General features: G+C 54.0%; 10 protein-coding genes. 3 read left to right on the top strand and 7 right to left on the bottom strand.

What is annotated here, in order from left to right; genetic code table 11:
- The first annotated feature begins 36 nt into the window (after nucleotides 1-36).
- On the top strand, nucleotides 37-2,700 hold the full coding sequence (locus IV04_RS18390) for a beta-N-acetylhexosaminidase (protein ID WP_037398315.1): 2,664 nt from the start codon (nucleotides 37-39) through the stop codon (nucleotides 2,698-2,700).
- A 203-nt stretch (nucleotides 2,701-2,903) separates the two neighbouring features.
- Here the strand turns inward: IV04_RS18390 and fur are convergent, their stop codons facing one another.
- The 4 genes from fur to ybfF form a co-directional block, all read right to left on the bottom strand.
- The gene (fur, locus tag IV04_RS18385; RefSeq protein ID WP_037398312.1) at nucleotides 2,904-3,350 is read right to left on the bottom strand and encodes a ferric iron uptake transcriptional regulator; all 447 of its coding nucleotides are present in this window, start codon (nucleotides 3,348-3,350) and stop codon (nucleotides 2,904-2,906) included.
- Nucleotides 3,351-3,668: 318 nt separating this feature from the next.
- Nucleotides 3,669-4,208 (bottom strand): flavodoxin FldA, encoded by a 540-nt coding sequence (fldA, locus tag IV04_RS18380; protein ID WP_037398310.1) that lies wholly within the window; start codon nucleotides 4,206-4,208, stop codon nucleotides 3,669-3,671.
- A gap of 251 nt (nucleotides 4,209-4,459) precedes the next feature.
- The gene (ybfE, locus tag IV04_RS18375; RefSeq protein ID WP_037398308.1) at nucleotides 4,460-4,747 is read right to left on the bottom strand and encodes a LexA regulated protein; all 288 of its coding nucleotides are present in this window, start codon (nucleotides 4,745-4,747) and stop codon (nucleotides 4,460-4,462) included.
- A 315-nt stretch (nucleotides 4,748-5,062) separates the two neighbouring features.
- The gene (ybfF, locus tag IV04_RS18370; protein ID WP_197062167.1) at nucleotides 5,063-5,836 is read right to left on the bottom strand and encodes an esterase; all 774 of its coding nucleotides are present in this window, start codon (nucleotides 5,834-5,836) and stop codon (nucleotides 5,063-5,065) included.
- Nucleotides 5,837-6,131: 295 nt separating this feature from the next.
- On the opposite strand from ybfF, the gene seqA reads away from it, so the two are divergent.
- Both seqA and pgm read left to right on the top strand, forming a co-directional pair.
- Nucleotides 6,132-6,668 carry a replication initiation negative regulator SeqA gene (gene seqA / locus IV04_RS18365; RefSeq protein WP_037398304.1) on the top strand — a complete coding sequence of 179 codons (537 nt, stop codon included), beginning with the start codon at nucleotides 6,132-6,134 and terminating at the stop codon, nucleotides 6,666-6,668.
- 76 nt (nucleotides 6,669-6,744) lie between these two features.
- A complete protein-coding gene (pgm, locus tag IV04_RS18360; protein WP_037398301.1) occupies nucleotides 6,745-8,388 on the top strand; it encodes a phosphoglucomutase (alpha-D-glucose-1,6-bisphosphate-dependent) in 1,644 nt (547 codons plus the stop codon).
- Nucleotides 8,389-8,595: 207 nt separating this feature from the next.
- Here pgm and kdpE read toward each other — a convergent pair whose 3' ends face one another.
- Genes kdpE through kdpC form a run of 3 tightly spaced genes read right to left on the bottom strand, consistent with a single transcriptional unit; the run spans nucleotide 8,596 to nucleotide 12,587 of the window.
- Nucleotides 8,596-9,285 carry a two-component system response regulator KdpE gene (gene kdpE, locus IV04_RS18355; RefSeq protein ID WP_037398297.1) on the bottom strand — a complete coding sequence of 230 codons (690 nt, stop codon included), beginning with the start codon at nucleotides 9,283-9,285 and terminating at the stop codon, nucleotides 8,596-8,598.
- Nucleotides 9,282-11,987 carry a two-component system sensor histidine kinase KdpD gene (gene kdpD, locus IV04_RS18350; protein ID WP_037398294.1) on the bottom strand — a complete coding sequence of 902 codons (2,706 nt, stop codon included), beginning with the start codon at nucleotides 11,985-11,987 and terminating at the stop codon, nucleotides 9,282-9,284. Before kdpD ends, kdpE begins: the two co-directional genes overlap by 4 nt.
- Nucleotides 11,988-12,017: 30 nt before the next feature.
- Nucleotides 12,018-12,587: a potassium-transporting ATPase subunit KdpC gene (kdpC, locus tag IV04_RS18345; RefSeq protein WP_037398291.1), complete on the bottom strand. Its 570-nt coding sequence runs from the start codon at nucleotides 12,585-12,587 to the stop codon at nucleotides 12,018-12,020.
- Between the last annotated feature and the right edge of the window lie 13 nt (nucleotides 12,588-12,600).

Below are 12,600 nucleotides of genomic sequence, written 5' to 3'. Positions count from 1 at the left end.
CGCGACAATAACCACTGATTACCGAAGAGGTTGAAGATGAATAAGTTCAAGATGAGTGCGCTTGCAGCCCTAACGGCCACCGTTGGGCTGTTTGGCAGCCTGGGTTCAGCCGTCGCTAGCCAGCAGGTTGTCGATCAGCTCAGCCAGCTTAAAGTGAATCTGAAGATGCTGGACAACCGGGCTGCCGATAATGGCGTTGATTGTGCCAAGCTGGGCGCCGATTGGGCGTCATGTAATAAAGTGTTGATTACTCTGGCCAACGATGGCCAAGAGATTAAAGATAAAGACTGGGCTATTTATTTCCACAGCCCACGTCAGACGCTGAAAGTGGATAACGAGCAGTTCAAGATCACCCATATTACGGGCGATCTGTACAAGCTGGAACCTACAGACAAGTTCACCAGCTTCCCGGCCAAGCAGGCGGTTGAAATTCCGATTATTGCGGAATACTGGCAGGTGTTCCATAGTGACTTCCTGCCGCGCTGGTATGCCACTTCAGGCGATGCCAAGCCTAAGATCCTGGCGAATACCGATACCGAAGATGTAAACCAGTTTGTTACACCATTTACCGGTGACCAGTGGAAGCGCACCAAGGATGACCATAACATTCTGATGGTGCCTGAAAGCCGCTTCATCAAGAACCAAGACCTGAAGGTGTTGCCTGCCGCCGCATTGCGTGGCCAGATCCTCCCGACACCAATGGACGTTAAGGTGCATCCGCATGATGTGGATCTGAGTAAAGGCGTTGCCTTGGATCTGAGTGCCTTGACCAAACCTGCCGCAGATGCGGCAGCCAAGCGTTTTGAATTGCTGGGCGTGGCAAACCAGGCTGGTGGTTATCCGATCAAAACGGATATCCAGCCGAGCGCATTTAAAGGTGATTTGGCGGTTCCTGGTGCCTACCAACTGAAGATCGGTGAGAAGCAGGCCGTGATTACCGGGTTCGATCAGGCTGGGGTGTTCTATGGGCTGCAGTCTATTCTGTCGCTGATCCCGTCTGACGGCAGCAAGAAGATCGCCACGCTGGATGCCAAAGATGCACCGCGCTTCCAATATCGCGGCATGTTCCTGGATGTTGCGCGTAACTTCCACCATAAAGATGCGGTGCTGCGTCTGCTGGATCAGATGGCAGCGTACAAGCTGAACAAATTCCACTTCCACCTGACGGATGATGAAGGCTGGCGTATTGAGATCCCAGGCTTGCCAGAACTGACTGAAGTGGGTGGTCAGCGCTGTCATGATCTGAGCGAAACGGCCTGTCTGCTGCCGCAATACGGTTCGGGCCCAGAGCCGCACGGTGGCTTCTTCTCCCGTCAGGATTATATCGACATTGTTAAATATGCTCAGGCACGCCAGATAGAAGTGATCCCTGAGGTTGATATGCCTGCACACGCCCGCGCTGCCATTGTCTCCATGGAAGCTCGTTATAAGAAACTGCTGGCTGAAGGCAAAGATAAAGAGGCGAATGAGTTCCGTCTGCTTGATCCGACCGATACTTCTAACACCACCTCGGTGCAGTATTTTAACCGCCAGAGCTACTTGAACCCATGCCTGGACTCATCCAAAAACTTTGTTGATAAAGTGATTGGTGAAATTGCCCAGATGCATAAAGAAGCCGGTCAGCCGCTGAAAACCTGGCATTTTGGCGGGGATGAGGCGAAGAACATCCGTCTGGGAGCCGGTTATACCGACGTGAAGAAACCGGAAGCGGGCAAGGGGATCCTTGATCTGAGCAACGAAGATAAACCATGGGCCAAGTCTCAGGTTTGTCAGGCCATGATCAAAGAAGGCAAAGTGGAAGATATGGAACACTTGCCGAGCTACTTCGGGCTTGAAGTCAGCCAACTGGTGAAAGCGCACGGCATTGACAGAATGCAGGCGTGGCAGGATGGCCTGAAAGATGCCAAGGATTCGAAAGCCTTCGCGACCAAAAATGTTGCAGTGAACTTCTGGGATACCCTGTATTGGGGCGGTTTCGACTCCGTTAACGACTGGGCGAACAAGGGTTACGACGTAATCATCTCCAACCCGGATTATGTCTATATGGACTTCCCTTATGAAGTGACACCGGCAGAGCATGGTTATTACTGGGGCACCCGCTTCAGTGATGAGCAGAAGATCTTCAGCTTCGCGCCGGATAACCTGCCACAAAACGCAGAAACTTCGGTTGACCGCGACGGTAACCACTTCACCGCCAAGAGCGACAAACCATGGCCGGGTGCTTATGGTCTTTCGGCCCAGCTGTGGAGCGAAGTGGTGCGTACCGACCAGCAGATGGAATACATGATTTACCCACGCGCCCTGTCTGTCGCGGAACGCGCCTGGCACCGTGCGAGTTGGGAGCAGGATTACAAAGCTGGCCGTGAATATAAAGGCGGTGAAACTCATCAGGTCGATACCAAAACTCTGGAAAAGGACTGGCTGCACTTTGCTAACCTGATCGGGCAACGTGAGTTGGCCAAGCTGGATAAAGGTGGAGTGAGCTACCGTCTGCCAGTGCCTGGCGCACGCGTTGTCGATGGCAAATTGGAGGCCAATATTGCCTTGCCGGGTCTGGGGATTGAATATTCGACTGATGGTGGCAAGCAGTGGCAGCGTTATGACGATCGCGCCCGCCCTGCGGTTGCTGGTGATGTCCAAATCCGTGCCGTAAGCCCGGATGGCAAGCGCTTTAGCCGGGCCGAATCGGTAAAAGCCTAAGCCCAAACTCAGCCCATCTGCGTGTCGGCGGATGGGCTGCAGGTGTAGTCCCGTGTCAGCAAGAAGTGTTGCAAGAGAGTGTATTCATTTGGAGTTATCATTTCCCCCGGCCTGATGTCTTGGCCGGGTTTTTTTGTTGGTAACCAGCGGGCACAAAAAAACCGCCAAGACTTGAGGCGGTTTCTGATTCTGGCAGGCCAGCGTTATTTTTTGTCGTGCAGCGTTTCGTTCTCGCGGCAGTCACCAATTTCACAATGGCCGTACAGATACAGGCTGTGGTTAGTGAGCTTAATGCCGTGTTGCTTGGCGATATCGCGCTGACGTACTTCAATGGATTCGTCGCTGAACTCGATCACTTTGCCGCAGTCCAGGCAAATCAGGTGATCGTGATGATGCTGCTGGGTCAGTTCGAATACGGATTTACCGCCTTCAAAATTGTGACGGGTGACAATACCCGCATCATCAAACTGGTTCAGCACGCGGTAGACCGTTGCCAAGCCAATTTCTTCACCCATATCTATCAGTTTTTTGTACAGATCTTCCGCACTGACGTGATGGCATTCCGGATCCTGCAATACTTCCAGGATTTTAAGTCGCGGAAGCGTGACTTTTAAGCCGGCCTTCTTCAATGCGTTATTGTTGTCAGTCATGCGGATTCAGTCCTGTTACTATGCTAATCAAGTTGAGGCGTTTTCGCCTGTGGCATCGGTCGGCACAAAGAGTCAATTGCGTCTCATTATAGAACCGCCGGCCTTAAATAGAAACTGTCGGTTGTTAACAAAGATATGTATGCACCATTGCATACAGCACATGCAATGCCTTGATGGATGGGATAAACCGATAGCGCAGTCTACCGTGATGAGGTGGGAAGTTACAGGTTTGTAGCTTCTATTACTCTAATACGTGATGCCGATAGCAGCCCTGCATCTGACATTATGCGCTTTGCAGGGCTTTCTGGAACTTGGCGTTTAACCGACGATATCGGCCAGGCTCAGCTCTTCGCCGATCTGTTTGACCCAGGCATCTACGCGTTCGTTGGTCAGTTCTGGCTGGCGGTCTTCGTCAATAGCCAGGCCGACAAAATGATGGTCATCAGCCAAGCCTTTAGACGCTTCAAAGTGGTAACCTTTGGTCGGCCAATGGCCGATGATCGCAGCGCCGCGTGGTTCAATGATGTCACGAATGGTGCCCATCGCATCGCAAAAATATTCTGCATAGTCTTCTTGGTCACCACAACCGAACAGGGCAACCAGTTTGCCGTTGAAGTCAATGTCTTCCAACGTTGGGAAGAAGTCATCCCAGTCGCACTGTGCTTCACCGTAGTACCAGGTGGGGATACCCAGCAGCAGAATGTCGAAAGCTTCCAGATCTTCTTTACTGCTTTTGGCAATGTCGTGAATCTCCGCCACATCGTTGCCGAATTTTTGCTGAAGATTTTTCTGGATCATCTTGGCAATGTTTTCGGTATTGCCAGTATCGCTGCCAAAGAAAATGCCTACATGAGCCATATTGCAGATAACCTTTTTAATTCAATGAATATACGTTGGGAGTTCGCAGGTTGCTTGTCTGCAACATCGAGCCCTTGGGTATCGTCTTACATAAGATCAAGGCAAGAGTTCAACATCGGGACGCTCTTACCGCTAAATAACTATCATGCCAGAAATGTGCTCTGGGGTTTTATCGCATTTATGCGATGCCGGGGAATCTCGCCGCGCGGGGTGGCTTTGGCGTCATCCTTAACGCCGCACCGCTGAAGAGCTCATGGTTCTGATGGCTCTTCTGCCAGTTTTGCCAGCAGCATTTGCTCAATCAATTCGCTGCGGCTGATGTTGCGCTGGTCTGCCAGTTTGTTCAGGGCATCTACGGCGTCTGCGTTGATTTTGAGCTCTACACGCCGTAACCCACGCACTTTGTCACGCCGTAGCTGATTACGCTTATTGATCCTAAGCTGTTCATCACGGGAAAGCGGGTTGGTTTTCGGGCGCCCCGGACGGCGTTCATCTGCGAACAGATCCAGCGTCGTGCGATCCGTTTGTTCTTTTGCCATTGTTGCGGACTACTGCAAGGGAGTTTGCATCAGAGAGCGATTGCTTGCTTTCAGATGGTTCAGTTAACACCATTCGGGTCAATAAACCCTAACCCAAGTTCACCCCCAGCCAAGCGCTGAGTTGCACGCTGGACAGGGCGGCAAAATTATATCCCCGCAGAATTTCAAGGAGTTTGCCATCAACAAGACGGCAACTTGAAAGGCGTCGGAAATAGCGCGCCATATTACCCCAGCAGATAGAGCAACGACAATGCTTAACTTAGTGGGAAAAGCGCTAAGTTATTCTCTTTAGCGCATTTTTTCATCACTTTGTCTTCAGGCTTCGTTCAGAAAGCGGCGGATGGCTCTAAGCACGGCATCCGGCTTTTCCGCATGCACCCAGTGGCCGGTGCCTGCAACCACATAAGCGCGGGCCTGCGGGAATTGGCGGGCAATGTCTTCGCGGTGGGCGTCCTGCACATAAGGGGAAAGCCCGCCGCGAATAAACAGCGTGGGATGCGACCAAGAGGGGACATCTTGCCAGCCGATGATACTTGCGTATTGTGCGATCAAAACCGGCAGGTTAAAGCGCCAGGCTCCAGCATGAAAAGACTTCAGCAGAAACTGGATCACACCCTCTTCATCCAGGTATTCGCGCATGAGCTGTGCCGCCTGTTGCCGCTGGGTAATCCCGGCATCGCTCACCGCCTGCAGAGCAGCAAAAATCTTGTCGTGGCGGCGAACGTCATAAGCCACCGGAGCAATGTCGAGCACGATCAGTTGTGCAATTCGCTCAGGCGCTAGTGCTGTCAGCGCCATGGCCGCTTTACCCCCCATTGAGTGGCCAATAACGATGACCTTATCAAGCTGCAAATCATCCAGCAGGGTCAGCAGATCCTGCGCCATCGCCGGATAGGTCATCTCGTCAGCCTGCGGTGAGAGCCCATGGTTGCGTAAGTCGACTTTGATTACCGTATGCTGCTGGTTAAGATCGCGGGCCAGTACGCCAAGGTTATCCAGATTGCCGAACATTCCGTGGATCAGGATTACCGGCAATGTGTCGGCCTCGGCAGCCAAGAGTTGATAATGTAATTTCATGGTGAAGTTCACGAGTTAAAGACGTTTGGTCAGGGTAGCATGCTTAGGTGGCGAGTTGCCCGTTTGATCATCGGCGCAAGTAAAGAGTTCACTTTGTGGTGGTGCGATATGCCAGATAACAGCAGAGCATTGATATCTTTTACCCCTGCGGGGGAAGTTGGCTGGCCCTCTAGAGTCTGTTAATCTACCCCAAAGCAGTGAAATATCGTAAAACCAGATGGTTGGAAAAATGTTGGTCAACATTGAGCTGTTCTTTAATGGCCGTCAAACATTATAAAAATCAATTGAATTATTGTTTTGGATAAAGATGAAAACTATAGAAGTCGACGAGGAGCTTTACCGTTATATTGCCAGCCACACGCAACATATTGGTGAAAGTGCGTCCGATATTTTACGGCGTATGTTGAAGTTTACTGCGGGGGCACCTGTGCGTACCGCGCCGGTTGCCGCTGGCATCAAAGCAACGGAGCCAACGGTGGCGGTAGTACCTGCGCGCGATCGCGTGCGTGCCGTGCGTGAACTGCTGTTGTCAGATGAATATGCTGAGCAGAACAAAGCGGTCAACCGTTTTATGCTGGTACTTTCCACGCTGTACACCATTGACGCGGCGGGTTTCACTGCGGCAACCGATGCATTGCATGGCCGTACCCGCACTTATTTTGCTGGCGATCAGCAAACCCTGTTGGCGAACGGAACGCATACTAAACCGAAACACGTTCCTGGCACGCCTTACTGGGTAATTACCAATACCAATACTGGCCGCAAGCGCAGCATGATCGAGCACATCATGCAGGCGATGCAGTTCCCGGCGGAACTGATCGAGAAAGTTTGCGGAACTGTCTAATTTAAGCAAACAGCCCGTCACGGTGGCCGTCAGCGACACATTGCCCGGCGGCAGGACAGGCATTAGGGAGAGATCGATGGCGAATGACCCACGTGCCGGGCAACTTGCTCAGCAAAGTGATTTAATCAACGTAGCTCAGTTGACGTCACAATACTATGTGCTGCAACCGGAAGCTGACAATGCCGCTCATGCGGTAAAATTTGGTACTTCTGGCCATCGCGGCAGCGCGTTGCGCCAAAGCTTTAATGAAAACCATATTCTGGCTATCGCGCAGGCAATTGCTGAAGTGCGCCGCCAACAAGGCACCACTGGCCCTTGCTATGTGGGCAAAGATACCCATGCCTTATCTGAACCTGCGTTTATTTCCGTGCTGGAAGTGTTGACGGCCAACGGCGTTGACGTGGTGATTCAGGAAAACAATGGTTTTACTCCTACCCCAGCGGTGTCACATGCGATCCTGTGTTACAACCGCAAAGGCGGTGCGCAGGCGGATGGTATCGTGATTACCCCTTCGCACAACCCGCCAGAAGACGGTGGCATTAAATATAACCCACCTAACGGCGGCCCGGCAGACACCAATCTGACCTCGGTGATCGAGAAGCGTGCCAACGAATTGCTGGCGCTCAAGCTGCAAGGTGTTCAGCGCCAAACGCTGGCACAGGCCTGGAACAGCGGCCATTTGCATGCGCAGGATCTGGTGCAGCCGTATGTCGCAGGATTGGTTGACGTGGTTGATATGCCAGCCATTCAACGCGCTGGCCTGAAACTGGGTGTTGATCCGCTCGGTGGTTCAGGGATTGCCTACTGGCAGCGCATTGCCGAGCATTACAAGCTGGATCTGACGTTAGTGAATGACTCTATCGATCAGACCTTCCGCTTTATGCACCTCGATCACGACGGCATTATCCGTATGGACTGTTCGTCCGAATCCGCCATGGCTGGTTTGCTGGCGCTGCGTGACAAGTTTGATTTGGCGTTTGCCAACGATCCTGACTACGATCGCCACGGCATCGTCACGCCAAAAGGCCTGATGAACCCGAACCACTATCTGGCGGTTGCGATCAACTACCTGTTCCAGCACCGTCCACGCTGGGGCGCTGATGTTGCGGTTGGCAAAACGCTGGTTTCCAGCGCGATGATTGACCGCGTGGTGGCCGATCTGGGCCGTAAGCTGGTGGAAGTGCCAGTCGGTTTCAAGTGGTTTGTCGATGGTCTGTTTGACGGCAGCTTCGGTTTTGGTGGCGAAGAAAGCGCTGGAGCATCTTTCCTGCGTTTTGATGGGACACCGTGGTCTACTGATAAAGACGGCATTATCATGTGCTTGCTGGCAGCAGAAATCACCGCTGTAACCGGCGCTAACCCGCAGCATCACTATGATGGGTTAGCGGAACGCTTTGGTGCGCCAAGCTATAACCGTTTGCAGGCACCTGCCACCTCTGCACAGAAAGCGGCGTTGTCCAAGCTGTCACCTGAGATGGTTACCGCCAGCATGATGGCAGGCGATCCTATCACTGCACGCCTCACTGCTGCACCGGGGAACGGTGCGTCGATCGGCGGGCTGAAAGTGATGACCGACAACGGCTGGTTTGCCGCTCGTCCTTCCGGCACTGAAGAAGCGTACAAAATCTATTGCGAAAGCTTCCTGGGAGCCAAGCACCGCGAGCAGATCGAGCATGAAGCGGTTGAGATCGTGAGTGCGGTATTGGCTTCAGCCAAGTAATCTCTCCCTACTCTGCTGAAAAAGCGCTGTTTTGCAGCGCTTGAGGTTGATGACAAAGTGGTCTTTTAGCCCGAGATACTCGGGCCTAGCGCACCGAGGGGCGCTCCGGCGGCTTACGCCGCTACGACCCCTTCGGCACGCTCTCCCTAATAACGAGCTTTGTCAGTAGTCTGAAGTGTTTTTACAGCGCTTTTTCCTTACATATCTTCAGGGCATAAAGCGATAACCGACGCCGGTCTCAGTCAGTAAATGCTTGGGGCGCGCCGGATCGGCCTCCAGTTTTTGCCGCAGATGGCCCATATAAATCCGCAGATAGTGGCTATGCTCGACGTAATTCGGCCCCCAAACGTGGCTCAATAACTGGCGTTGGGTGAGCACCTTGCCGGAGTTGGCCAGCAGTTCGGCCAGTAAGCGGAATTCGATAGGCGTCAGATGCAAATCTTCATCGTTGCGCAATACGCGGCGGTTGATCAGATCGACGGTAATCTCGGCAAATGTCACCAACGGGCTTTCCTGCTGGCCATTTGAATGGCGTCGGAGTGCCACCCTCACGCGGGCCAGCAATTCACCGATGCCAAACGGCTTGCTGAGATAGTCATCGGCACCGGCATCCAGTGCAGCAATCTTGTCTTCTTCTGCATTGCGGGCAGAAAGCACGATCACCGGAATAGCACTCCATTGCCGCAGATCGCGGATATAGTTCAACCCGTCGCCATCCGGCAACCCCAGATCGAGGATAATCAGATCCGGCTTGCGCGTGCCAGCCTCGATCAGCCCACGCTGCAGCGTTTCGCTTTCGAATACCCGCAAACCTTCACTTTCCAGCGCGGTACGCACGAAGCGGCGGATCTCTTTCTCATCTTCAACAATCAGAATGTTGGTGGGTGTTGTGGTCACTGTACCTCTTTTAGGTCAAAGTCTTCATTATCCACTTCGGGTGGGGCCTCCAGCGGCAACATAAAGCGGAAGCTGGCACCACCATTCGCCCCGTTTTCTGCCCAGATGCGGCCACCATGTACTTCAATAATGGCACGACAAATCGCTAATCCCAAGCCAACGCCAGGAATAGCGGATTCTTTATTACCCCTGGAGAACTTGTCGAAGATAAGCTGCTTCTGATCTGCCGGGATGCCGGGGCCGCTGTCCCACACCTCCACCTCCAGCCAGTCTGGCAGCGTGCGGGCGCGAATCCCAATCATTGCCTCCGCCCCAGCATATTTATTGGCGTTTTCCAACAGGTTAGTGAATACCCGCTCCAGCAGGCTGCCATCACAGTTAATCAGCACCATTTCTGGCGGCAACTCAACTTTGATTTCGTGCTGGGCCAGCAGCGGTTCCAGCATATGCAGCGATGCGCCGACGATCTCTTCTAATGATTGCCACTCTTTGCGCAGGTTAAAACCCCCAGACTGAATGCGCGCCATATCCAGCAGATTATTCACCAGCCGGGTGGTGCTCAACACCTGTTGGCGGATCTGGCTGGCCTGTGCGGCATGCTTGGAGCCTTCGGCGGCCAGATCCAACGTCAGGATCTCTGCCTGACCGAACAGCACGGTAAGCGGTGTACGCAGATCGTGTGAAAGGGCGGCCAGCAGTGAGTTACGCAGTTGCTCGCGTTCGGCATCCAGTTTAGCCGCTTCGGCACTGCGCGCCAGATGCAGGCGTTCCAGGGCGCTGGCAATCAGCACGGCAAAGGTCTGCAGCAAGCGCTGTTGTTCTGGCACCATCAGTTGGCGCAGATTGGTGGGTTCGATCGCCAACAGACCGAAGGTTTGCTTGGACGTTTTAAGCGGCAAGAGCTGATAAGGCACGCCTGGCAGCGTGTCAGTGCCAGCCCCGGCTGGCATACCTTTGTCATAACTCCAGCGAGCGATGGCCTCATCTACCGACAGTAAACCACCTTCTTCACCGGCCATCTGTTTCAAGGAGCCGTCTTCCTGGGGTAACAACAACAGAATTTTTGCCTGGAAGCTGCTGGAAAGGAAGTGGCGGCTGGTTTTGGCAATATCCTCGTTGCTCAGCGCCTGGCTGAGCCCACGGGACATTTCATACAAATGCCGGGCTCGTTGTTCCCGATAGCGTGCGACCCGCGCCTGATAGCGCACCCCGGCGGTCAGGTTACCGATGGTAATACCGACGGTCAGCATCACGGCAAACGTCAGCAGGTATTGCACATCGCTGACGGCAAATGACCACTCCGGTTGCACAAAGAACAAATCAAAGCTGGCGACGTTGATCACCGCCGCAAACACCGATGGCCAGCGGCCAAAGAACAGGGCGACGATGGCCACTCCCAGCAGATAGATCATCACCAGGTTGGCCGAATCAAAGCCGGTCAAAAACCATTGAGAAAGCAGGGTAATAATGGCGCACAGCGCCACCGCCACTGCACAACCACGTAGCTGAAATCGCCATTTCTCGCTGAAGGTACGGTTATCATGCTCCTTGCTTTGCGGCAACGGAACGTCATTTTCTAAGGCCACAATCACCAGATCGAGATCCGGGCCGAGGTGGCCGAGCCGATCGGCAAAGCTGCCGCGCATTTTCCAACGCTGCTCACCCCGGCGGCCTATGATGATTTTGCCCAGATTATGTTCGCGGGCATAGCGCAGTACGGCACGTTCTTCCGAAGGATCAGAGAGCGTGGCGGTTTCTGCTCCAAGCTCCTGCGCCAAGCGCAGCGCACGCAAAATCGCCCGGCGTTGATTCTCCGGTAAGCGATGTAATTTAGGGGTTTCTACATAAACCGCATGCCAGTGGCAGCCGAGCCGAGCCGCCAAACGGGCAGCGATACGCACCAGCTTTTCACTGCCGCTGTTATGGCCGACACACAGTAGGATGCTGTCGCGGGTATGCCAGACTTTTTCCTGCCCTTGGCTGTCGCGAAAAGCACGCATCTGATCGTCAACGCGATCAGCGGTGCGGCGCAATGCCAGTTCGCGCAGAGCGATCAGATTGCCTTTACGGAAAAAGTGCTCAATGGCCCGCTCGGCCTGGCCAGGAATATAGACTTTGCCTTCGTTCAGCCGTTGACGCAGATCGTCCGGTGGCAAGTCCACCAGCACCACCTCCGTGGCTTCATCAAAAACGTGATCGGGCACCGTTTCTCTGACGCGCACCCCGGTCACGCCGCCCACGATGTCGTTGAGGCTTTCCAGATGCTGCACGTTCACGGTGGTCAGCACGTCAATCCCGGCATCCAGCAGTTCTTCAACATCCTGCCAGCGCTTGGGGTGGCGTGAACCATAGGCATTGCTGTGTGCCAGCTCGTCCATCAGGATCAGCGCCGGATGGCGCGCCAGAGCCGCATCCAGATCGAACTCGTGCAACAGGCGGCCACGGTGCTGGATTCGCTTTGGTGGCAGGATCGATAGCCCCTCCAGCAACGCGGCGGTTTCGCTGCGGCCATGGGTTTCAACCACCCCAATCAGTACATCCAGCCCCTGCGCGCGTTGGCGCTGCGCTTCTTGCAGCATCGCATAGGTCTTGCCCACCCCGGCGCAGGCACCGAAAAATACCTTCAGCTTGCCACGCGGTTTTTCATTGGCTAACGCCAGCAGGCTATCAGGATCGGGGCGTTGCTGTTCTTCATCCACCATTGCAAGTTCCTTGTATTCCGATGCAAACGCTTATTTCAGCTCATCCAGCGCCAGATTCAGCTTCAGCACATTGACTACAGATTCACCCATAAAATTGGGGGTGGCACGTTCGGTGTTTTCTGTAATCAGCTTGGCGATCTGCTCCGTAGGCAACTGACGGGCTTTGGCTACCCGCTCTAACTGGTACTGCGCTGCCGCCACAGAAATCTGCGGATCCAGTCCGCTGCCGGAGGCGGTCAGCAGATCGACCGGAATTTGCCCACTCATGGTCGGGTTAGCTTGGCGCAGTTGTTTCACCCGCTCGGCGATGGCTTTATCCAGCGCCGGGTTGGTGGTTGCCAAATTACTGCCGCCGGATGCCATGGCATTATAGGCCGAATCGGCAGTAGCAGAAGGGCGGCCCCAGAAATACCCCGGTTTGGAGAAGTTCTGGCCGATCAGGGCGGAACCGACGGCTTTGTCGCCTTGATATAACAACGAGCCGTTGGCGGTACGGCTGAACAGCAACTGTGACAGCCCGGTAGTCAGCAGTGGGTAAGCGATGCCAGTGATCAGCGTCAGCAGGAGCAAGATCACCAATGAAGGGCGTAAGTAAGACATCATTATTTCCTCA

Origin of the sequence: Serratia sp. Ag1 (assembly GCF_000743355.1) — a bacterium.
Lineage (GTDB): Bacteria > Pseudomonadota > Gammaproteobacteria > Enterobacterales > Enterobacteriaceae > Chania.
This window is presented reverse-complemented; position numbering and strand designations above follow the sequence as displayed.